Below are 23,379 nucleotides of genomic sequence, written 5' to 3'. Positions count from 1 at the left end.
AAATCTGACGTGACAATTCAAAATAATGTCAGCAATAGAGTTATCATAAAATATTTCACTTATTAAAGCAGAAATACAAAATAGTGAACAAGTTAAATATATTAAAAATATAACAATTTGAGAAAATGACTAACAGTTTAAGCTACTCCCACAAATTCAGCTGGGTAAAGTATCATATTTGGAATAGTTTTACTGCTATTTGAGTTAATAGAACCTTTGCAATGATATTTTATTTAAATCGATTATAAAAATAACCAGACTTTGATTAAATACCATTGCAAATAGGTTAAAGGAGGTCGCCGGCAATCAATGGAACAAAACGGACTTTTTCAATAACATTAGTATGGTAATCATTACCACGTCGAGTAATTAGCTTCAGAGCTTGTTCTTTATCACCGACAGGTAAAACCATTCGACCACCATCTTTTAATTGCCCTAATAGTAAAGCCGGTATTTCTGTTGGCGCCGCAGTAACGATAATGGCATCAAAAGGTCCTTTTGACTGCCAACCTTCCCAGCCGTCTCCATGACGAGTTGAAACATTATGTAAATCAAGCTGTTTCAAGCGCCGCTTTGCAGCCCATTGCAAACTTTTCACCCGCTCAACAGAAAAAACATGCTTAACCAAGTGTGCCAATACTGCTGTTTGATACCCTGAGCCTGTCCCTATCTCGAGAACGTGATCATCCGGTGCTAAAGCCAATAGCGCCGTCATTTTAGCTACAATATACGGCTGAGAAATAGTTTGCCCATGACCAATAGGTAATGGGATATTGTCATAGGCTTTATGGGAGAGCGCTTCATCCACAAACCGTTCCCTAGGAACGAGTGAAATGGCATCTAATAGGCGCTCATCGTGAATTCCCTGTTGGCGTAATTGAGCCAAAAGTTCTTTCATGAGCCCTGTATTCATTTTACTGACACTCCTGATTTTTCTAGCCACTCTTCCACTAATGAGTGTGCTTTATAAGCGGTTAGGTCAACTTGTAATGGGGTGATTGAAACATACCCATTTTGCACTGCTTCAAAATCCGTTCCAGGACTGGCATCACGAATTTCCCCAACGGGACCTAACCAATACAATGTATTCCCTTTCGGGTCCTCTAAGCTATATACCTCAGAAGCGGCATGGCGGCTACCACAGCGAGTGACTTTGATACCTTTAATTTCTTCATACGGGATATCAGGTACATTTATATTTAAAATGTTCCCAGCTCGCAATGGGTTTTTCTGTAAGAGTGCAAGGATCTCGCATGTCACTTTAGCGGCACTTTCATAATGCGTTTCCCCATCTAACGATACCGCAATTGAAGGTAAACCTAAATGGCGGCCTTCTGTTGCCGCTGCAACCGTGCCTGAGTAAATAACATCATCCCCTAAATTAGGGCCACAGTTGATACCAGATACAACAATATCAGGACGTGGGCGCACCACTTTATTCACCCCAATATAGACGCAATCTGTTGGTGTGCCTTCCTGTACAGCAAGGTCACCATTACTTAGTGTTTGAATTTTAAGTGGTTTATCTAATGTTAATGCGTTCGAAGCCCCACTACGATTGCGATCAGGCGCAATCACCTGAACATGATAATATTGGCGTAGCGCCGCTGCAAGGGTTTGAATTCCCGGCGCATTTACCCCGTCGTCATTACTCAATAAAATCTTTAGCATCGACATTATCCTGCCCATTTTGATTAATAATTTCTCTCACAACACTGGTTGCAAAACAACCTGAGTTTAAGAAAAAATTCAGTTTTACCGTCGAGTCGTCCAGCCATTCCCACTGTAAGTTTTGGGGTTTAACAACGATAGCCCTTCTAGCTGAAGAAACTCGTTCACGCTGCATTAAAGAGATAAAGGGCTGGTAATCCGCTAAACACTGAGTTTCAAATGCCAGTGCTTCATCCTGAGTTCCCAGCTCCCCATCACCGGGTAATGGCGCTGTGATGCTTAATTCGTTGGACTCCAAGCGAGGTTGTAATGTAGCAAATTCATCTTGTGTCGCGACAAACCAACTCCCTCTGCCCGTTAATTGCAATGCATCACCTAACATCACGTGTTGGGCGGTATTATTTGCAATTCGTTCGCTTGCTACATGGTTAAACATTGCACTACGAGCAGCAGAAAGATAAAAGCTACGCTTGTTGCGTTCACGCACGTTGATTTCTTGGTTTGCCCAACGCAACGCTTGCGATAAATTTTGGCCATCGCGTCCAAAACGTTGTTCACCGAAGTAATTAGGCACACCTGCTAATGCGACTTTGTGTAAACGTTGTTCAACGTCTTTCGCATCCGAAATATCACGCAAGGTTATTTCAAACTGGTTTCCTTTCAAGGAACCAATACGTAATTTACGTTTTTGCCTGGTGACTGCCAGTATTCGGCAGCCTTCTAGCTGCCAAGTTGAAAAAACAGGCGTTTCTTTACCTGGCATTTGCAGACAGAACCATTGCTCCGTCACTGCGTGTCTATCTTTTAAACCTGCGTAACTGACCGCTCTGGCTGAAATTTTAGCAAATTTGGCGAGTTGTTCGGCAACAAATACCGTATTGCAGCCTGTTTTTTCCACGCGAACCATAACATGTTCGCCTTCACCATCTAGCTCAAAGCCTAAATCTTCTTTGACGATAAAATCTTCTGGAACACTTTTTAATGTGCCAGAAGACAATGGCTTACCATGCAGGTACTGAACATTCATTACTTTCATTACTATTATCTTTTATTAAAAGAACAACCGCAGCACAGGCAATGCCTTCTTTACGCCCCACAAAACCTAATTGTTCTGTCGTGGTCGCTTTCGCATTGACATCATCCATATGGCACTCAAGATCTTCGGCGATATTCACACGCATTTGAGCGATGTGTGGCAACATTTTTGGTGCCTGAGCCATGATGGTGATATCAATATTACCAATGCGATACCCTTTGGCACGTACATGGCAAAACGCATCTCTCAATAAGACTCGGCTATCTGCCCCTTTATAGGCAGGATCAGTATCGGGGAATAATTTACCAATATCCCCTAATGCTGCAGCACCAAGAATTGCATCAGTTAACGCATGCAATACCACATCACCGTCAGAGTGCGCGAGTAAACCTTGTTCATAAGGGATACGCACGCCACCAATGATGATAGGGCCTTCACCACCAAATTTATGTACGTCAAAACCGTGTCCGATTCTCATTTTTTTTCCTTAGTTATTCATTCTTGAAAGATAAAATTCCGCTAAAGTGAGGTCTTCTGGGCGCGTCACTTTTAAATTATCAGCGCGGCCAGCCACTAACACCGGTTGGTGGCCGCAATACTCTAGCGCAGAAGCTTCATCAGTGATCACCACGTTTTCTTTCAAGGCTTTACTTAGACAGTCCCGTAATAATGCTAACGGAAAAAATTGTGGTGTGAGCGCATGCCATAACGCTTCACGTTCAACCGTGTGGTCAATTAATTGACTCGCTGTTGAGCTGCGTTTCATGGTATCGCGTACGGGGGCAGCGAGGATCCCACCACAACAATTTTGTTCCGCTGCTAATTGAATAATTTCATTTAAATCTGATTGATGGAGGCAAGGACGTGCCGCATCATGCACTAATACCCAGCAATCTGAAAAGTTGGGGTTAGTGATTAAAAAATCCAGACCTGCTAATACTGAATCGGCACGCTCTTTGCCACCAATGACCGTCGTCACTCGAGGGTCATTAGCAATTGCAAGCTGCTGAAAATAATCGTCTTCCGCACTCAAAGCAACCACAATCTCTTGCACTTTATCATTTTCAAGCAATGCGTTTATGGTGTGCTCAATGATCGTTTTACCTGCAACCTGCAAGTATTGTTTTGGGCACTCTGCATTCATACGGCTACCTATCCCTGCTGCAGGGATCAGTGCAACAATTTGCGGGAGATTGCTTTGTGGGGCATGGTTTGGATTTGTCATTGTTGAATTCTTACATCAGAAATTATCAGGCTAATGGGTACACTATTTTGATATCATTTTATTGTGTCTATTTCTGGTTATTACTTTCTTTAACCATTCGATAAAATGACTCTCCAGGTTTGATCATCCCAAGCTCCGTTCGAGCTCGTTCTTCAATCGCATCTTGGCCATCATTTAAGTCATTGATTTCAGCGAATAGCTGTTCATTACGCATTTTTAAGCGCGAATTTACAATTTCCTGAGCAGCGACATCATCTTTGACTTGTACGTAGTCATGTATGCCATTTTTGCCTAACCATAAGGAATACTGTAACCAAGCTAATATCGCAATTAATAGTAGCGTTAATTTACCCATTTTGCCCCCTGAAATGATTTGCTAATCATCCCATAACTCAACGATTGACGCTACTGTGATACTGAAATTGTGATAAAAAGTCAGATTAAGTCGGGTTTGAATCCGCAAAATACCACCTTATTTTACCATCGGATAAAATAAAGGAGGTATTTAAGCTGTATTAATAATCTAGCTGAATGACATGATTGCGTAATAAAAGCGCAATAATTTGGGAAAGGGAATCAGAAATCGGTTGTTGCCCATCCAGATGTAGCTCTGGGTGTTGCGGTTCTTCATAAGGGGAGTCAATTCCTGTGAATTGCTTAATTTTCCCTTCCCGCGCTTGTTGATATAACCCTTTAGGGTCTCGCTGTTCACAAACACTTACAGGGGTATCCACGTACAACTCAAAAAATTGTTCGGGTTCAAACAAGTCACGGACTTTCTGCCTATCCGCTTGAAAAGGTGAAATAAAGGCGGTCGCAACAATCAGCCCTGCATCGACCATTAACTTCGCCACCTCACCCACTCGACGGATATTTTCTTGTCTATCAGCCTCATTAAATCCTAAATCACGGCATAAACCATGGCGGATATTATCGCCATCCAACAAATAGGTTTTCATTCCCATTGACGTAAGTTGGTGCTCTATTGCCCCCGCTAATGTTGATTTTCCTGAACCTGATAACCCGGTGAACCACAATACAGCACCTTTGTGGCCATTATTACTCTCACGTAGCTGGCGAGTTACTGCGTGTTGGTGCCAAACAATATGGTTTTCTTTTGTCATCCGTATTATTTCCCACCTAATACATCGCGTGCACCCCAATGAGGGAAATGGCGGCGAACTAATTTATTTAGCTCAATTTCAAATTCACTAAAATCACTGTTTTTTTCAAAGACAGGGGCTTGTGTTTCGCGGACTAAACCCGCCCCGACAGTCACATTTGTGAGCCTATCAATAAAAATCATTCCGCCAGTGTCTGCATTGCGTTGATAGTTTTCCAGTAACAATGGTTCATCAAAGGAAAATTCCACTAAACCAATGCCATTCAACGGTAGTTCCGTAGCCACTTTCTGTGTTAAATTATTGATATCTACTTGATATTGAATATTTTCTACTTTTGCCCGGCTGCGTTTTCCCGCAATTTTAATATCAAGTTGTTGCCCTTGAACTAACGGCTGTTCAGACATCCATACCACATCGACAGATGCATGCTGTGTGCTTTGTAAGGTTTCATCTTGTGCAACAATCAAGTCGCCACGACTGATATCAATTTCATCTTCAAGCACTAATGTAATCGCTTCCCCCGGGACTGCAAAATCTTGTAACCCTGAAAATGTCACAATTTCTTTGATTGCTGAGGTCGCACCAGAGGGTAATACTTTGACCTTTTGCCCCACTTCGACAATCCCTGATGATAATGTTCCACTGTATCCACGAAAGTCTAGATTTGGGCGGTTCACATATTGCACAGGGAAACGCAAAGCTTGCTCCGAGGCTTTTTGTTCCACTTGAACATTTTCCAATATCGATAATAGCGTATCACCTTGATACCACTTAAAATTATCGCTAGCATTCACAATGTTATCGCCATCAAGGGCTGAGATAGGTACAAACCATACCTTTAAATCAACCGGCAATTCCATCGCAAACTTTTGGTAATCCTGCTTTATTTTTTCAAAAATGGCTTCACTGTAATCCACTAGATCCATTTTATTGACGGCAACAATAAGATGGCGGATCCCAAGCAATGTACTAATAAAACTATGGCGACGTGTTTGTTCCTGTACTCCTTTTCGAGCATCGATCAACAAAATAGAAAGTGAGCAAGTTGATGCCCCTGTCGCCATATTGCGCGTATATTGCTCATGACCGGGGGTGTCCGCAATAATAAATTTGCGTTTTTCTGTTGAAAAATAACGATAAGCCACATCGATGGTGATCCCCTGCTCACGTTCAGCAGCAAGGCCATCCACCAGCAAAGCAAGGTCAAGCTTTTCCCCTTGAGTCCCTATCCGCTTACTGTCACTTTGCAAGGTTGACAGCTGATCTTGGTATATTTGGCGAGTATCATGCAGTAAACGGCCGATTAAGGTACTTTTACCATCATCCACATTGCCACAGGTTAAAAAACGCAATAATCCTTTTTGTTGCTGCGCCAATAAATAAGGCTCTACACCACCTTGCTGTTCAATTTGATGAGCGATTGATTCATTATAAACGGCTTGTGCCATGATTTTTCTCCTGACTTTGCGTATTAACCTTGCCCACTAAAAATAACCTTGGCGCTTTTTCAACTCCATCGAAGCGGATTGGTCGCTATCAATCAGCCTCCCCTGCCGTTCACTCGTCGTAGAAATCAACATTTCTTCTATGATCTCAGGCAGTGTTTGTGATTCAGATGGCACAGCTCCCGTCAATGGCCAACAACCTAATGTTCTAAAACGCACTTTTTGCTGGCTAACCACTTCTCCAGGTTGTAGGTCAATACGGTTATCATCCACCATTAGTAAAGTCCCATCCCGCTGAATAACTGGTCGTTCTTTTGCAAAGTACAGGGGAACAATGTCGATATTTTCCAAATAGATATATTGCCAGATATCAAGTTCAGTCCAATTTGATAGCGGGAAAACACGAATACTTTCCCCTTTATTGACCTGCCCATTGTAGTTATGCCATAGCTCAGGCCGTTGGTTTTTAGGATCCCAACGATGAAATCGGTCACGAAAAGAGTAGATCCGCTCTTTTGCACGTGATTTTTCTTCATCACGACGAGCGCCACCAAATGCGGCATCAAAACCGTACTTATCCAAAGCCTGCTTTAAGCCTTCCGTTTTCATAATATCCGTGTGCTTAGCACTGCCATGCAAAAACGGGTTGATCCCTAATTTTTCCCCTTCAGGGTTACGATGAACAAGTAGCTCAAAACCGTATTTTTCTGCAGTTGCATCGCGAAACTCGTACATTTCACGAAATTTCCATCCTGTATCAACATGTAAGAGAGGAAATGGGAGCTTTCCTGGATAAAATGCCTTGCGTGCTAAATGCAGCATCACAGAAGAATCTTTACCAATAGAATACAGCATCACTGGGTTAGCAAATTCGGCGGCAACTTCACGAATGATATGAATACTTTCTGCCTCTAACTGCTGTAAATGAGTCAATTTTTTGTCGTTCACGATAGCCCCTTACTTAAGCCAGTTCCAATACGGCACTGCGCCATCTTATGTCTTCAGTTTGAGAACCAAACCACGCGAGTTGTTGGTGCAATGCAGCTACTTCACCAACCACTATCAAAGCAGGCGCGGGTGCCTGCTGTGCTAATACTTCAAGCTCATCGAGTTTTCCGGTTACTACTTTTTGTTCACGCCTTGTACCACAGCCGATAACCGCTACCGGGGTATTTTTCGCTCGGCCGAATTGGATTAATTGCTCGCTGATTTTTGCGGCCTTCACTGTGCCCATATAGATAGCTAAGGTTTGATTTCCTCGAGAAAGCGCCTGCCAATCGAGATCCGTTCCATTTTCACGGCAATGGCCCGTAATAAAGGTAATGCTTTGTGAGTGTTCACGGTGAGTCAGCGGAACCCCCGCGTAAGCGGCTGCACCAATTGCCGCGGTCACACCCGGAACCACTTGAAATGGGATCCCCGCTTGCGCTGCAACTTGTAGCTCTTCTCCCCCTCGCCCAAAAATGAAAGGATCCCCCCCTTTAAGGCGCACGACTTTTTTACCTTGTTGAGCAAATTTCACGATCAGCGCATTGGTTTCTTCTTGGGAAACACTGTGGGCCCCTGCGCGTTTACCTACACAAATCTTGTCTGCATCACGGCGAACTAACTCGAGAATTTCCTCACTCACCAGATGGTCATATAAAACCACTTCTGCACTTTGTAAAACGCGCAGTCCTTTTAATGTAAGCAGCCCCGCATCCCCCGGCCCAGCACCAACTAGGGTTAATTCACCGTGGTTATTTGGCTCATACAGCTGTCGTTCCAGCTGTTGTTCAGCTTCGCTGAATTGCCCTTTTTCAACTAAAGAGGCAAAACGACCACTAAAACTTTTTTCCCAGAAACGTTTTCTTTCACGCATATTAGTTAGCGTTTCTTTAACTTTATGACGCCAGCGACCAGCTATATCCGCCATTTTCCCCAAAGAGGTTGGCAGCATCGTTTCCAATTTTTCTCTGAGTAAACGTGCTAATACGGGTGCGGTTCCCCCTGAAGAGATCGCCACAATCACCGGGGAGCGGTCAATAATGGAAGGAACAATAAATGAACATAATGGCTGGTCATCGACTACGTTAACGAATATTTTTCGTTCATTAGCATCGTAGAAAACCGTTTCATTCAATAATGCATCATCCGTTGCAGCAATAACCAGAAATGCATCATCTAAATGAATGGATTGATAATCTTCTGCTAACCAAATAAATTTATTTTGTTGATATTCAGTTTGTAACTGAGTACATAACGTCGGTGAGATGACCACTAAATTCGCTTGTGCTTTTATTAGCAACTCTGCTTTTCGTGCTGCGACCACACCGCCGCCAATTAACACGACCTTGCGCGTGCGGACATCGACAAATAATGGTAAATAATCCATCTTGCTCACCCATCGTTATATAAACTTATTATAAGAAATAGACAATTGACTATATGGCTTCAATCAACAGGTTTGAAATGACAAAAAGCTCTTTCTTGTAACTTAAAAGCATAAGCCTGAGCTCTTGCACAAAAACACTAAAAACCAGCCAATACCGAACAAAAATACAAGACTTAACGCAAACTTCTAATAATTATGAGAAAAACAAAAAATAATATAAAAATAAGAAATACTTATTTTTAACAAAGGGCATTCCTTTGTAATTAAACAAATATTTTATTAAATTCGTAATTATTTATGTTCTAAACTCAAGTCATGGCTTTGAACATGACAAATCAATCTTCTAAATTATTCAAATTGCGCGTAGCCAACAACGCTGCAGATTGAATTATGACCTAATCAATATTCTAAATAATTCAAGTTGCAGCTAGGCGGCAAGTAAATGAGTCGCTAGGAGCATACACTAGTATGTGACTAGTGCGAGTGAGCGTAGCCAACAACGCTGCGGATTGAATTATGACGAATATTTAGTTTTCATGCAGCCCACACTCCCTCTTTAATCCAAAAAAACGCGTATCTTCTTCATTCATCCCCTCTTCCCATTTACGAGTTGTATGGGTATCACCAACTGATAAATACCCTTGTTCCCACAGGGGGTGATAAGGTAAATCATATTTTGTTAGATATTCATAAACTTGCTTATTATTCCAATCAATCACTGGTAAAACTTTAAAAATCCCTTTTCCGATACCTAACACAGACAAATTTGCGCGGCTCTCAGATTGTTCTCGCCGTAAACCAGAAAACCAGGTTTGTGCTTGTAATTCATGTAACGCACGCGCCATCGGTTCAACTTTATTCAATTGGTTATAACGCTCAATACCATCAAGCCCTTGTGTCCAAAGTTGGCCATACAGTGCTTCTTGCCAAGCAGGTGACTGCTTTGCGCGATACACCTGTAAATTTAAATTCAATTTATCTGTTAACGCCTCAATAAATTGATAGGTCTCTGGGAACAAATAACCAGTATCCGTTAAAATAACTGGGATATTAGGCATAACCTGCGTCACCATATGCAGCGTTAGTGCCGCTTGGATACCAAAGCTGGAAGACACCACAAACTCTGCCGGTAAATATTCAACCGCCCACTCAACCCGCTGTAATGCATTCATCGCTTCTAACTGGGAATTAAACTCAGCGAGATAAGCGATTTGTTGAGGCTTATCGAGTTCGATAAGCGTTGCTAGTTCAAGTCGGCTCATACTGCCTCCTTAACCTCATAAAAATCAACAGCAGAATTTAATACGGGCTTCACAACATTGGTGCGAATAACAAAATCGCCAAATCCTTCATTAGGTAGACGTTTTTTTGCCCAATCACCGATTAACTCATCCAAAATAGCTAAAATCTCTGTACTAGTGATGTTTTCACGGTACATGCGTGGAATACGGGTGCCAATGCGATTTCCACCTAAATGTAAGTTATATCTATCAATCGCTTTACCGACCAGCCCTACTTCCGCCAGCATCGCTCGTCCACAGCCATTAGGGCAACCCGTTATCCGTAGAACGATATGTTCATTGGCGACTTGATGAGCGGCCATAATATTTTCTACCTGACTAACAAATTCAGGTAAAAAACGTTCCGCTTCTGCCATCGCAAGTGGGCAAGTTGGAAATGAGACACAAGCCATGGAATTTTCACGTTGCGCTGTAATTTCATCACTCATTAACCCATGAGCTCTGGCAATCGCTTCAATCGCCGCTTTTTCACTTTCGGGTACACCCGCAACAATTAAATTTTGGTTTGCGGTTAAACGAAAATCACCTTGATGAATACGCGCAATTTCAGCCACACCCGTTTTTAATGGCTTATTTTCTAAATCAATTAATCGACCATTTTCAATAAACAATGTTAGGTGCCAGCGATTGTCAATTCCTTTAAGCCAACCAATCTTGTCACCGCGTTCAGTAAATTCATATGGACGAATAGGTTCGAAAACTACGCCTGAGCGCCTTTCGACTTCAGCTTTGAAGGTGTCGATACCCACACGCTCAAGAGTATATTTGGTTTTCGCATTTTTACGTTCAGTACGATTTCCCCAATCCCGTTGGGTAGTCACTATCGCTTCTGCAATGGCTAATGTTTTGTCTAATGGAATAAAACCAAACTCACTGGCTAAGCGAGGAAACGTCGCTGTATCACCATGTGTCATTGCAAGGCCGCCACCCACCAGCACGTTAAAACCGATCAATTCCCCATTTTGGGCAATCGCGACAAAGTTCATATCATTTGCATGCAAATCCACATCATTTAATGGTGGGATCACAACAGTGGTTTTAAACTTTCTTGGCAGATAAGTTTGCCCTAAAATAGGCTCTTCATCCGTTGTCACTATCTTTTCTTTATCTAACCAAATTTCCGCGTAAGCACTAGTGCGTGGTAGTAAGTGTTCAGATATTTTCTTTGCCCATTCATAAGCTTGTTGGTGCAATTCAGACTGCACTGGGTTAGAGGTACATAACACGTTACGGTTAACGTCATTCGCCGTTGCAAGGGCATCTAAACCAACGTGACTTAGCATCTGATGGGCAGGCTTTACATCCCCTTTTAAGATGCCATGGAACTGAAATGTTTGCCGATTCGTAATGCGCACGCTGCCATACAGCGTGTGCTCTGTGGCAAACTTATCAATATCAAGCCATTGCTTGGGTGTAATAATGCCGCCCGGTAAACGACAGCGCAGCATCATTGCATGGCGAGGCTCGAGTTTTTGTTCCGCACGCTCAGAACGAATATCACGGTCATCTTGTTGATACATGCCGTGAAAGCGTATCAACAGGAAATTATCCCCTTCAAAACCGCCCGTTAACCCATTTTTTAAGTCGTCCTTAATGGTTCCACGCAAGTAATCGCTGTCTTGCTTCATGCGTTCACTGTCTGCGAGTTTACCTTCGACAATTAAGGGCTTTTGTTGTTGTTCATTGCTCATTAATAAACATCCCTCTGATAACGGCGCATTACGCGCAGCTCACTTAAAAATTCATCAGCTTCTTCACTGTCCATGTTCCCGTATTGACTGACGATATCTAATAATACCTGTTCGACATCTTTGGCCATGCGGTTTGCATCACCACACACATAGATGTGCGCACCTTCTTGTAACCATTGCCATACTTCCTCGCCTTGTTCGCGAAGTTTATCTTGTACATAGATTTTTTCTTGTTGGTCGCGAGACCACGCTAATGAAATATGGGTTAGTAAACCGTCTTTGACATAACGCTGCCATTCCACTTGGTAGAGAAAGTCATCAACAAAGTGTGGATTACCAAAAAATAACCAGTTTTTCCCTGTCGCACCGTCATTGTCACGCTGCTGTAAGAAAGCACGAAATGGCGCTATCCCTGTTCCTGGGCCAATCATGATCACTGGCGTATTTGGGTCTTGTGGCAGACGGAAGTTATCATTGTGCTCAATGAATATGCGGAGTTCATCATCCTCATTTAAGCGATCCGCTAAGAAACCTGAAGCACCGCCAGTGCGAGCCTTACCATCAATCTCATAGCGGACAACGCCAACCGTTGCGTGAACTTCATTTTCCACCTCTGATTGTGAAGAAGAAATCGAGTACAAACGAGGGGTTAACGGGCGCAGTAGTTCAACAAATTCTTGGGCAGTAGGCTGAGATGCCGCTTGGCGTACCATATCGACAATTGGCGTATTTTGCGCGTAGTGCAAAATAGCTTGCTTATCACTAATTAATGACAATAGTGCATCATCTTTTGATAGCTGAGCGTATTTTTCGACAATTACTGGGGTATTTTGTGTCAGTTCTAATTGATAAATCAGCGCATCACGTAATGAATGCCGCTGTGAGCCAATAAAGACCTCTTCATCACCTTGTAGCCACAATAAAGCCACCAACTCATCAACTAAAGCAGGGTCATTATCGAACCAAACTCCTAGCGCATCACCCGGTTGATAACGTAAACCAGAGTCACCGAGGTCAATTTCAATATGGCGAACATCTTTTTGCGAGTCGCGACTGGTGATCTTTTGATTACTCAGTAGCGACGCAGTTAATGGTGCGGTTTTACTATAAGGTGATGAATGAATTTCATTCACACTTCCTGTTTGAGTCGCCAATAATTGGCTATCACTTTGAGCAGGAACGCGAGCTTTTAAAATCTGTGTGAGGTTTTCAACCCATTCATCTGCAACCGCTTGGTATTCAACATCTGCATCAATTCGTTCCGTTAATGATATCGCCCCTAATGATGCAAGCTGAGAATCAAAATCTTTACCCGCTTGGCAAAATTTTTCGTAAGAGGAATCTCCCAGCGCGAAAACCGCATAGCTGGTTTGTGATAAATTAGGCGCTTTTTTAGAATGAAGGTATTTGTACAATGCAACCGCTTCTTCGGCTGGCTCCCCTTCACCTTGGGTTGACGCTACAACAACCAACACTTTCTCTTGGTTGATTTGTTTGAATTTATAATCCCCTGCATTCACTAAGTTCACACTAATTTTTTCACCGACTAAACGCTCTCTAAGCTGCTCTGATAGGCGGCGTGCATTTCCTGTCTGTGATGCAGAGATGATTGTGACCGTATCTTGGGTAACCACAGGCGCACTGACAGATGCATCAACTTGCGTATTTTGATTTACCACTCCCCACAAATAACCAGAAAGCCATGCGAGTTGATGGGATGAAAAATCATCAACGACCGTCTGTAAACGTGCTAATTGCTCAACAGATATTGGCAGCGCCGCTAATGGCGGCTGTTTTTTTGTCATTATCTTGTAACCCCAGCGTTATTCATCTTTGATTTAAAAAAACGATGCCATGTCATTACCCAAAAAAGACCGACAACCTAACACCTGCTCATTCCCCCAAATAATTAAGGTAATAAAGCAAAAAATACCGCAGTACCTGAAACATATAGGGTATGCAGTTAGGTTATAACAACCATAGATAATGGGATAAGAAACGATAGCCATAATTAATAACTAAAAAGCCTAAAGCAATTAACTGATGGATCATATTGATAAAAGCGGTTAACGCTATTTTAGTAATTAAAGATATTTTCACCTAAAAATGCAGTACAATGCGCTGTTTATTCACAACAAGGAGCCACATATGAGTACAACAATCTATAAAGATTTCACTTTCGAAGCCGCCCACAAACTTCCTCACGTCCCAGAGGGTCATAAGTGTGGTCGCCTCCATGGGCATTCTTTCATGGTGCGTTTAGAAATCACAGGTGAAGTTGACTCCCATAGTGGTTGGATTATTGATTTTTCTGATGTAAAAGCCGCTTTTAAGCCTATCTGGGAACGCTTAGACCATCATTATTTAAATGATATCGAAGGGTTAGAAAACCCAACCAGTGAGGTATTAGCCCAGTGGATTTGGCAACAAACTAAACCTTTACTACCCTTATTAAGTGCGGTTACCGTAAAAGAAACCTGCAATGCAGGTTGCGTCTATCGCGGAGAAGCTTAAAAGTACAAGCGCTAAAAAAGTCATATAATATAGGGATACACGCTCCTCAGGCCGCTGACTTAGCGGCAAGCCTAATAGGTTTTGAATATAAATGAGGGGTAAATCCCTATATCCTTTACCTTCGACTAATGACCAAACCAATATCAACGCCTAACTCTGCATAGAAAGCTGCCTAATTACCTTTAATAATCGAAATTCTAAAAAAACATACGTTATCAAGGGTGAGGCTAAGGCAAGAAATAAATCAGTGACTGACATTTCCCCTTTTAACATTAAGGATATAAAAACTTTAATTTGACATAGTGCATTAAATTATAACCTGATCTATTATTTACCATTATTTACTTTTAATAAGGCAGGGGAAATGCATTTATTTCAACAAACACCAAAATCCAGAAGGCGTTATGGACTGGCAGCATTTATTGGTCTAATCGCAGGTATCGTCTCTTCGTTTGTCAAATGGGGGGCTGAAGTCCCATTACCGCCAAGAAGCCCAACGGATATGTTCAACGCAGCTTGTTCGCCAGAAACACTGATCCGTGCAGCGGAACAAATTGACTGCTCACGTAACTTCCTCAATCCACCTTATATTTTCTTAAGGGATTGGTTAGGAATTGCTGATCCTAACTCTGCAGTGTACACCTTTGCTGGGCACGTTTTTAACTCTGTGGGCGTTACTCACATCATATTTTCTATCGTGTTTGCTGTCGGGTATTGCATCGTTGCTGAAGTATTTCCTAAAATTAAGTTATGGCAAGGGTTGTTAGCGGGTGCACTGGCGCAATTATTTGTCCATATGATTTCATTCCCTCTTATGGGGCTCACCCCTCCACTTTTCGACCTGCCATGGTATGAGAATGTGTCAGAAATATTTGGCCATTTAATTTGGTTTTGGTCTATTGAAATTATTCGTCGTGACTTACGCAACCGTATTACTCACGAGCCAGATCCTGAAGTACCACTAAACCAACCATTTAGGTAATTTAAAGGCCCCCAATGAGTGTTTTTCAACTATTGGGGGTTACTAAAATTTATCGCTATTTTTTATTATTGAATATCCAAATACTTATGTGTTTGAATCGATAAACGCCAGTTGCGTTGAATGCAAGTTTCAATACACAATTTTGTTGCCGCCGTCTTTTGGCTGATTGGCTGTAATGCCACTACTGGCGGCATTTCGACAGTACGTAATGCTAAAATTTTCTCAAGTGCCTCAATATCTTTTTCGCGAGCAACAGGATGTTTAATTTCATTAGCGCGGTTTACTGCTTGGCTAATCACCTGTAACCCGCCTTTCATACCCACTTTTGGCGATACCGTAACCCATGTTTTATTTGTGCATTGAATAGGATATGTGCCGCTAGTTTCAATTTGGCATTGATATCCATGCTGTTCTAATGCCTCAGTCAGTGGCTGTAAATCATAAATACAAGGCTCTCCGCCTGTAATAACAATATGCTGTGCGCTGAAGTGTTTTTCTTTCATTAACTGAATCAATGCCTCACTATCTGACATCGCCCATGCATCTGAATCAATCGTTTTAAGTGCGATATCCCCTAGGGTAGATTCTTTGTCTTGTTCTATTTCCCATGTTTGTTTGGTATCACACCAACTACATCCAACTGGGCAGCCCTGCAAACGAATAAACACCGCAGGAACACCAGTAAAAACCCCCTCTCCCTGAATGGTTTGGAAGATTTCATTAATTGGGTATTTCATATCACTCCTAAAATAGTTAGCTGAGCACGCATTATATTGCAGATATCTATCTCACGAACAAGGAAGTTTGTGATAATGTAGCCACCTTAGGGTTCAATAAAGTACGTCCGACTTAATAAACAATACCGAAAGCCTATTCGGAACAATATATCGAACGAAGAAAAAGACAGGAAAAGACATGCAAAGTAGTGAACAAAATCAACTCAGAAAGGGACTGAGTGTTCGGCACATTCGCTTTATGGCTTTAGGCTCAGCGATTGGTACCGGCTTATTTTATGGTTCTGCTTCCGCAATTCAAGCGGCAGGGCCTGCAGTTCTCCTCGCTTATATGGTCGGTGGTGCTGCTGTATTTATGGTTATGCGAGCCTTAGGCGAGATGGCAGTGCATCATCCTGTACCCGGTTCGTTTTCTCACTACGCTAGCCATTACATGGGCCCCCTCGCTGGTTTTTTAACTGGCTGGAACTACGTATTTGAAATGCTGGTCGTTTGCTTGGCCGATATTACCGCTTTCGGGATGTACATGGGGTTCTGGTTCCCACATGTCGACCAATGGGTGTGGGTATTAAGTATCGTGCTATTTATTAGCGCACTCAATTTATGTCACGTCAAAATTTTCGGTGAAATGGAATTTTGGCTGTCTATCGTGAAAGTCTCGGCCATCATCGCAATGATTGTTGGTGGTACTTTCTTAATGTTCTACGGTTTCGGCCAAGAAACTGACCATGCGGTGGGTATCCAAAATCTATGGGAGCACGGTGGCTTTATGCCAAATGGCATTGAAGGCGTTATTGCCTCTTTAGCCATAGTCATGTTCGCATTTGGCGGTATTGAAGTGATTGGTATTACTGCCAGTGAAGCGCAAAACCCAGAAAAAACCATTCCAAAAGCAATTAATGCCGTTCCAATCCGTATTTTATTATTCTATGGGTTAACATTATTCATTTTGATGTGTATCTATCCGTGGAATCAAGTCGGTCAAAATGGCAGTCCATTCGTCCAAATTTTTGATAGTTTAGGCATTCAATCAGCGGCAAATATCTTAAATATCGTGGTCATCACTGCGGCAATCTCAGCGATTAATAGTGATATTTTTGGTGCAGGACGCATGATGTACGGAATGGCGCAAGATGGACAAGCTCCAAAAGTCTTTACTAAGTTAACGAAAAGCGGTGTGCCATGGGTCACTGTATTAGTAATGTCCGTTATTATGTTACTCGGTGTGTATTTGAACTACCTACTTCCAGAAAAAATCTTTGTGATTATTGCTTCAATCGCAACCTTTGCAACGGTTTGGGTGTGGTTAATGATCCTGCTTTCTCAAGTCGCCATGCGTCGCCAAATGAGTCCTGAAGAAGTTAAAAACCTGAAATTCCCAGTCCCATTTTGGCCAATTGGCCCTGCGGTTACTATTGCATTTATGGTCTTTGTCATCGCACTACTTGGCTTCTTTAAAGACACACAAGTTGCACTTTTAGTTGGGTTTGCTTGGGTCGCGATATTGAGTGTGACCTTCTTCATTATGCGTAAATTTCAAAAATCTTAACTAAGTAACGCATCCACAAAATAAATAAAGGCCCTATATTTTATATGATATAGGGCCTTTTGTTATCAACTGAGCGCTTGCTTAATATCCGCAATCAAATCATCAACACTTTCTAATCCGACTGATAAACGAATAAGCCCATCACTAATCCCATACTGTTTCCGTTCCTCAGCAGTGTAAGTCGAATGGGTCATACTCGCTGGGTGTTGAGCCAATGACTCACAATCACCAAGACTAACCGCACAAGAAAATAACTGTAGGCGGTTTAAAAACTGCTTGCCCGCCTCAAGTCCCCCTTTAAGTTCAAAAGCAATCATGCCCCCGGGTAGCTTCATCTGCCTTTGAGCTAATGAGTATTGAGGAAAACTCGGTAAACCCGGATACATCACTTGAGAAACTTCAGATAGCGAGGCTAAATATTCTGCAACTTTCTGTGCACTCTCAACCAGCCTCTCCATTCTGATTGGTAGTGTTTTCATTCCACGTAATATGAGGTTTGCATCATGAGGGGATAGGCATGCTCCAGTCATATCTTTCAGTCCAACCAACCTGATTTGCTTAGCTAACGCCTCAGATGTAATAACCGCCCCAGCCATCACATCACCATGTCCATTCATATATTTAGTCAATGAATGAACGACGATGTCCGCCCCAAGTTCAAGAGGTTTTTGAATGTAAGGAGTGCAATAGGTATTATCAACGGTCACCAATATCTCTTGGTTATTTGCAAGATTATATTGACGAACGATATGGCTCACAGCGCTAATATCAACTAAACGCATGTTTGGGTTTGCAGGCGATTCGAAAAATATCATCCTTGTTTTTTTAGTGAGCGCCTGTTCGACATTATTTGGATCACTCATATCAATGTGACGAACTTTGATACCAAATCGAGCTAACCCATGGTGAAAGAATGCATATGTACAGCCATAAACCGTCATGTCAACTAACAGCTCATCACCTGGGTTCAGTAATGTCCAAAGAGTCGATGTTATTGCTCCCATCCCTGAAGAGAATGCAATTGCGGCGTCCCCCTCTTCTAAATCAGCAAGCCGCTTTTCCAACAAATTTAATGTTGGGTTATTTATTCGAGTATAAATATAACCGTTCGATTCACCGCTAAAACAAGCGGCACCTTCTTCAACACTATCAAATACGTAAGTTGACGTTTGATAAATTGGTGAAGCTAGTGATCCTAAATTTTCGGCTGCATCATAGTAATTATGTATCACACGCGTATCAAAAGAATACAGTCTATCTAATATCATACCACCTCCGAAATATTACCCCTCTTGGGGGGAAGACAATCGAGAACCCATTATTTGCAAGGTTCGTAAAACGGTACTAATTCCACGTAATGTATTTGGATCTTTTAATAAAGCATACACCGAACGAAAATTTGGATTTTTACTATTATATATTTCCTCCATTTTAGCCATATTATATGCAGTTCCGAATTCCCAGACTGGCGCTAGAGTATCCTCAAATGAGTTCGCCAGTTTTTCTACTGTGCTATTATCAGTAATATCAATAAGGTCAGAAATTAGAGAAAGTAAATCAACAATATTATCTAAACGGTTCAGTTGTAATAGCGGTGCTAATTTGTCTGCGAAATGATCACCCGACTCAGAATTAAGAAGTTCAATTAGTTTACTTTGATTTTCATTATTAGACATTTTGATTTCCTCCTTAAACTAAGCCACGAATAGCAGCCCAATAAATACCTCTATTAAAGCCATTTCTTAGTAATCCCCCTAATTTAGTCGGAGGCGTAGGAATAACATCGTGTTTATAATCGTATTGTAAAGGCATCCCTGCAGTTAATCCCATTTGAGCAACAGCTTGAACTCGCCCATCATAGATAGCTGCGGGATAACCATAAATTAATTCTCCGCATATATTATCAGCTATAATGGCAGCCTGATTATGACAGCTTCCTCCCGCTTTACTGATTGGTAAATCAACGGTATCACCTATAACATAAACGCCATCAACACCATAAACTTGCATAGTTTCATGGTCGGTAGGTAACCAACCTTCACCATTATTATGCTCACTTAATCCGGTATTAATAACTGCCTCAACCGCGGTAATCGGTGGAGTGCTAATCAGTAAGTCGAAATTTTGCTCATCACCTTCTTTCGAATAAGCTATTTTTTTATCTGGATCAACTTTATCTAAAGTAAACCCTCTCTGCGCTTTAATATTTTTAGCAGTAAATACCTCGGGAATAACTTCACAAACAGGTTGTTGCATAAATAAACAGTTACGCAATAATTGTGAAACTGTTGGATAAGTATAAACGATTTCAATATTATCCCTAACTCGACGTTTACGTAAAAACTCATCAATCATTAAAGTTGTTTCCATCGGCGCAATACCACACTGATGGGGCACATTCGGTGTTTCAGGGAATGATACTGTAATAAAAATTCGACCTTTTTCAATCTTAGCAAGTTGGTCAGCTAGCTTCCTTGATGCTTCATAAGCATAAAAGTGGTTACCGATATCTTTTAAACCTTCAATACGCTCAGGTTTAGGTACGCAACCTGTCGCTATCACAAGAAAATCATAATTATATTTTTTTCCATGTGTTGAGTTTAGCTCTTTATTTTTAAAATCAAAGTATTCTATTTTATCAATGGCTAACTCTATTTCAGGCCTTAACAGTTCTCTTTCAGGGCGACTCAGTTCATCCTTAAAAAATAAATTAAAAGCAACATACATAAATGCAGGTTTATAATAATGGATTGGATTATCAGTAATTAATGTTATTTTTATTTTCTTTGAAAAAATTTCTTTACTCAATTTTCTAGCAAGTGTATTTGCTAGCATCGTCCCGCCCGTCCCACCACCAACAATAACTATATTTTTCATAGAATTAACCGCCATTTATTTATGTTTTATACTTTATATGTTTAACCATTCATTTATAAATATAGTTCATGCGAAATTAATGCTAATACAATAATTAGCATATAATCAAAAAAACAACAAATTAAACTAATTACTTAAATATATAAAAACCCACAAAGAAGTTAATTTAAAATATTATAACCATAGTAATTATATTATATAAAAATTATCCCACTTAATAAGAATAATGCCCAACAATATCCCAACGAAATAAAATATCCTCAGCTACTTGGCCATATCCAATATTGTGCATAACTAAATAATTTTGTGTACTTGATGACTTTATCGAAGTTACAACACCGATATGTGGCCGACCATTACCCAAACGCCAAGAGACAATATCACCAGGAATATAATCACTGGCATTCTTTGAGATAGACTTATTTTTCCCTTTTCGCGAAAAAAAAGCCTCTAAATTAGGAACGCGACGATGATCAATATTTGTATCTGGCTTACGTAATCCCCATATACGTTGGCTGGGATATTGGCGAAAGTTTGCTTTCATGTCTTCATGTACTAATTTTTGTAAATCCACCCCCATTTTTCGGTAGCTTCGTATAACTACATCAGAGCAGACACCGTAGTGTTCGGGCACATCACCATTTGGATAAGAAATTTGTCGATAAGACGGGTCATAAATAACTAAACGAGGTAACTGTTCCGCATGTTTTGCCAACAATAAGCTAGATCCATTAGCTATTTGTGCAAAAAAGAAAAGGATGTATAAAAACGATGATTTCAATCTGATGTCCCCAATAAAAATAGCTCATCAAATCTACAATTAAATGCGAGGGAAAATAAGGGAGATAATCTTAATTACTTAGAAAGCGTAAATTTGGTCATAATAGGGTTATGATCAGATGCATCTGTCGGTAGTACAGTGCTATTTTTAACTTTCAATCCACGATAAAACACGTAATCCAAAGGACGGCCAAAAGCCTTAGTACGGTAATCATCACTAAATGCTATTTCTTTTAGACCCACACTACGAATAAACCGTTTTAGTGCATTTACCCGTTGCCTACTCCATGCATTAAAATCACCCGCAAGGATCACTGGCCCCACATGTTTAGCAATATGAACACCCAATTTATTTAGTTGCCGCGTATATACATCCACACCAAAACTGAAGTTAATTGCATGAACATTCACGACCATCAAGTGCTTCCCATCTGGTAACGGGTATACTGTAATCAGCGCAGATTTAGCCAGTCGTAAAAGTGGTTCTTTTTCTCTTAAAGGACAGCAATATATCGGATGTGAAGCCGCAAGTGTCATCACTCCAGCTGGATGAGGTGAAAAAGGTAATGCAGGTACTTGATCAGCAATTAATTTGTGTGATGCAGCAAAAGATATTAGCTCAGGTGACATTTGAGCCTCTTGCAACAAAATAAGTTTTCTATCTTTTACTAACTCATTAAGAGTGTGCTTCCAATTTGGCCGTTGCTGTTTGTAAATATTCCATGTAACCACATCTAGGGTTTCACCCGCAGCGAATAGAGGTAAACCTATTGGAAGTGATTCACCTAACATATGTACAGGCATGGGCTGAATACGTTTAGCGGGCTCACCTGCAATATACCGAACAGAATAGGTTCTTTTGGCCAAATTTGAAGTCCCTATATCACAGAGAAATAATGAAAATCTTATAATTTTTGATTAATTACTGTGTGCAGTATATCAAATTTGAGTAGTTATAGCTTATCAAATTTAGCATAACCACCATCTTAACTATAAGGTCTTTAAATTTTACACAAAAATGTTCTGTTCTTCTTTTACTCTTCTTTTGAAATGATAAACATGTTAATTACTTGCTACTTTGTTCCCTTCTATCGGATTCACCACCTAAATAAACCGGGGTAAATACAATCCTCCTATCTATTTTTCTCCCATATTATCTCCCTCTATTCCTCTGCTACTAAAAAATGTGAGCTGTTACTTACTACTTTAGCTCAAGTGATTACATTCTCTGGAGTAATAGATAATTATCAATAAACCATATCCGTTTGATTTTATTAGATTTACTTCGCTTAATTAAGAAGTAAGTGAGTTGTTACTCACTACTTTATATCCAAAGTTTTCATTCACAGAGCCAATGCCACTAAGAGTCACCTATCGATTACCTAGCCTAACTCTCTCTTAGCTCTTTTTACCCCACAGCCATCACTTGTCTCCGCACGCTCTTCAACACGTGAGCTGTTACTTACCACTTTGACTCAAGTAATTACATTCTCTGGAGTAATAGATAATTATCAAAAAACCATATCCATTTAATTTTATTGACTTACCTGTACTTAATTAAGAAACACGTGAGTTGTTACTCACTACTTTGCATCTAAAACATCCATTCATCACACCAATACAACCAGTTATCCTCCATTACCCCTCCTAACTCCCGTCACCCCACCTCCATCGTCAGCAGCCGCCGTCCCATCTCAACAAGTGAGTTGTTACTTACTACTTTGGCTCAAATGATGTCATTCATCACCGTGATGGCAAAACACCCAGTTCACAACACTCACGTGATATTCTTAAAATTCTCTTTTCCACAAAAGAGCCTGTGAGTTGTTACTTACTACTTTATATCCAGAATTTTCATTCACCACGACCATCGATAAAGGTGTATTAATGGCTTCCCATAAGCCAAAGAGATGAAAAGGGGAGGAATAGCGTAAGAAATACAGGAATAAAGAAATAAAAAAAAGAAAAGAGAAAAGAGAAAAGAGAAAAGAGAAAAGAGAAAAGAGAAAAGAGAAAAGAGAAAAAACATAAGATAGTTAGCATGTTAGCACAATACCGGGGATATCCCCTATCCCC

At 40.9% G+C, this 23,379-nt stretch carries 22 protein-coding genes; 3 read left to right on the top strand and 19 right to left on the bottom strand.

What is annotated here, in order from left to right; all coding sequences use genetic code 11:
* Nucleotides 1–286: 286 nt before the first annotated feature.
* The 13 genes from PR809_RS18430 to cysJ all read right to left on the bottom strand — a co-directional run bounded on the left by PR809_RS18430 (nucleotide 287) and on the right by cysJ (nucleotide 13,672).
* Complete coding sequence (locus PR809_RS18430; RefSeq protein WP_102140106.1) at nucleotides 287–913, bottom strand: protein-L-isoaspartate(D-aspartate) O-methyltransferase; 627 nt, start codon at nucleotides 911–913, stop codon at nucleotides 287–289.
* A complete protein-coding gene (surE, locus tag PR809_RS18425) occupies nucleotides 910–1,671 on the bottom strand; it encodes a 5'/3'-nucleotidase SurE (RefSeq protein ID WP_206276312.1) in 762 nt (253 codons plus the stop codon). The genes PR809_RS18430 and surE overlap by 4 nt, the downstream gene beginning before the upstream one ends.
* On the bottom strand, nucleotides 1,649–2,707 hold the full coding sequence (gene truD, locus PR809_RS18420; protein ID WP_102140108.1) for a tRNA pseudouridine(13) synthase TruD: 1,059 nt from the start codon (nucleotides 2,705–2,707) through the stop codon (nucleotides 1,649–1,651). The genes surE and truD overlap by 23 nt, the downstream gene beginning before the upstream one ends.
* The gene (ispF, locus tag PR809_RS18415) at nucleotides 2,673–3,185 is read right to left on the bottom strand and encodes a 2-C-methyl-D-erythritol 2,4-cyclodiphosphate synthase (protein WP_004260732.1); all 513 of its coding nucleotides are present in this window, start codon (nucleotides 3,183–3,185) and stop codon (nucleotides 2,673–2,675) included. Before ispF ends, truD begins: the two co-directional genes overlap by 35 nt.
* A gap of 9 nt (nucleotides 3,186–3,194) precedes the next feature.
* Nucleotides 3,195–3,932 (bottom strand): 2-C-methyl-D-erythritol 4-phosphate cytidylyltransferase, encoded by a 738-nt coding sequence (ispD, locus tag PR809_RS18410; protein ID WP_206276313.1) that lies wholly within the window; start codon nucleotides 3,930–3,932, stop codon nucleotides 3,195–3,197.
* 67 nt (nucleotides 3,933–3,999) lie between these two features.
* Complete coding sequence (gene ftsB, locus PR809_RS18405; RefSeq protein WP_004260736.1) at nucleotides 4,000–4,287, bottom strand: cell division protein FtsB; 288 nt, start codon at nucleotides 4,285–4,287, stop codon at nucleotides 4,000–4,002.
* Between the two features lie 160 nt (nucleotides 4,288–4,447).
* The gene (gene cysC / locus PR809_RS18400) at nucleotides 4,448–5,056 is read right to left on the bottom strand and encodes an adenylyl-sulfate kinase (protein WP_206276314.1); all 609 of its coding nucleotides are present in this window, start codon (nucleotides 5,054–5,056) and stop codon (nucleotides 4,448–4,450) included.
* Between the two features lie 5 nt (nucleotides 5,057–5,061).
* The gene (gene cysN, locus PR809_RS18395; RefSeq protein WP_102140111.1) at nucleotides 5,062–6,504 is read right to left on the bottom strand and encodes a sulfate adenylyltransferase subunit CysN; all 1,443 of its coding nucleotides are present in this window, start codon (nucleotides 6,502–6,504) and stop codon (nucleotides 5,062–5,064) included.
* Nucleotides 6,505–6,540: 36 nt separating this feature from the next.
* A complete protein-coding gene (cysD, locus tag PR809_RS18390) occupies nucleotides 6,541–7,449 on the bottom strand; it encodes a sulfate adenylyltransferase subunit CysD (protein WP_206276315.1) in 909 nt (302 codons plus the stop codon).
* Nucleotides 7,450–7,462: 13 nt separating this feature from the next.
* The gene (cysG, locus tag PR809_RS18385; RefSeq protein WP_206276316.1) at nucleotides 7,463–8,875 is read right to left on the bottom strand and encodes a siroheme synthase CysG; all 1,413 of its coding nucleotides are present in this window, start codon (nucleotides 8,873–8,875) and stop codon (nucleotides 7,463–7,465) included.
* 527 nt (nucleotides 8,876–9,402) lie between these two features.
* Complete coding sequence (gene cysH / locus PR809_RS18380) at nucleotides 9,403–10,137, bottom strand: phosphoadenosine phosphosulfate reductase (protein WP_206276317.1); 735 nt, start codon at nucleotides 10,135–10,137, stop codon at nucleotides 9,403–9,405.
* Nucleotides 10,134–11,867, bottom strand: a complete 1,734-nt coding sequence (cysI, locus tag PR809_RS18375) for an assimilatory sulfite reductase (NADPH) hemoprotein subunit (RefSeq protein WP_166265835.1) — start codon at nucleotides 11,865–11,867, stop codon at nucleotides 10,134–10,136. The genes cysH and cysI overlap by 4 nt, the downstream gene beginning before the upstream one ends.
* On the bottom strand, nucleotides 11,867–13,672 hold the full coding sequence (gene cysJ, locus PR809_RS18370; RefSeq protein WP_206276318.1) for an NADPH-dependent assimilatory sulfite reductase flavoprotein subunit: 1,806 nt from the start codon (nucleotides 13,670–13,672) through the stop codon (nucleotides 11,867–11,869). The genes cysI and cysJ overlap by 1 nt, the downstream gene beginning before the upstream one ends.
* Nucleotides 13,673–14,015: 343 nt before the next feature.
* On the opposite strand from cysJ, the gene queD reads away from it, so the two are divergent.
* Both queD and PR809_RS18360 read left to right on the top strand, forming a co-directional pair.
* Nucleotides 14,016–14,381 carry a 6-carboxytetrahydropterin synthase QueD gene (queD, locus tag PR809_RS18365; protein ID WP_004913900.1) on the top strand — a complete coding sequence of 122 codons (366 nt, stop codon included), beginning with the start codon at nucleotides 14,016–14,018 and terminating at the stop codon, nucleotides 14,379–14,381.
* Between the two features lie 364 nt (nucleotides 14,382–14,745).
* Nucleotides 14,746–15,363 (top strand): YagU family protein, encoded by a 618-nt coding sequence (locus PR809_RS18360; RefSeq protein WP_004260761.1) that lies wholly within the window; start codon nucleotides 14,746–14,748, stop codon nucleotides 15,361–15,363.
* 65 nt (nucleotides 15,364–15,428) lie between these two features.
* On the opposite strand, the gene queE is transcribed toward PR809_RS18360, so the two are convergent.
* The gene (gene queE / locus PR809_RS18355) at nucleotides 15,429–16,100 is read right to left on the bottom strand and encodes a 7-carboxy-7-deazaguanine synthase QueE (RefSeq protein WP_102140117.1); all 672 of its coding nucleotides are present in this window, start codon (nucleotides 16,098–16,100) and stop codon (nucleotides 15,429–15,431) included.
* Between the two features lie 178 nt (nucleotides 16,101–16,278).
* On the opposite strand from queE, the gene PR809_RS18350 reads away from it, so the two are divergent.
* Nucleotides 16,279–17,646 (top strand): amino acid permease, encoded by a 1,368-nt coding sequence (locus PR809_RS18350; RefSeq protein ID WP_102140118.1) that lies wholly within the window; start codon nucleotides 16,279–16,281, stop codon nucleotides 17,644–17,646.
* A 65-nt stretch (nucleotides 17,647–17,711) separates the two neighbouring features.
* Here the strand turns inward: PR809_RS18350 and megL are convergent, their stop codons facing one another.
* From megL to PR809_RS18325, 5 genes are all read right to left on the bottom strand, one after another.
* Entirely contained in the window at nucleotides 17,712–18,914 is a 1,203-nt protein-coding gene (megL, locus tag PR809_RS18345) for a methionine gamma-lyase (RefSeq protein WP_206276319.1), read from the bottom strand.
* A gap of 15 nt (nucleotides 18,915–18,929) precedes the next feature.
* Complete coding sequence (locus PR809_RS18340; protein ID WP_094960905.1) at nucleotides 18,930–19,322, bottom strand: hypothetical protein; 393 nt, start codon at nucleotides 19,320–19,322, stop codon at nucleotides 18,930–18,932.
* A gap of 13 nt (nucleotides 19,323–19,335) precedes the next feature.
* Nucleotides 19,336–20,523, bottom strand: coding sequence for an NAD(P)/FAD-dependent oxidoreductase (locus PR809_RS18335; RefSeq protein ID WP_102140122.1), 1,188 nt, complete (start codon nucleotides 20,521–20,523; stop codon nucleotides 19,336–19,338).
* Nucleotides 20,524–20,737: 214 nt separating this feature from the next.
* On the bottom strand, nucleotides 20,738–21,283 hold the full coding sequence (locus PR809_RS18330; protein WP_375373126.1) for a DUF1287 domain-containing protein: 546 nt from the start codon (nucleotides 21,281–21,283) through the stop codon (nucleotides 20,738–20,740).
* A gap of 95 nt (nucleotides 21,284–21,378) precedes the next feature.
* The gene (locus PR809_RS18325; RefSeq protein ID WP_166265850.1) at nucleotides 21,379–22,170 is read right to left on the bottom strand and encodes an endonuclease/exonuclease/phosphatase family protein; all 792 of its coding nucleotides are present in this window, start codon (nucleotides 22,168–22,170) and stop codon (nucleotides 21,379–21,381) included.
* Nucleotides 22,171–23,379 lie beyond the last annotated feature (1,209 nt).

Source organism: Providencia sp. PROV201, assembly GCF_028479545.1.
GTDB classification, from domain to species: Bacteria; Pseudomonadota; Gammaproteobacteria; order Enterobacterales; family Enterobacteriaceae; genus Providencia; species Providencia huaxiensis.
This window is presented reverse-complemented; position numbering and strand designations above follow the sequence as displayed.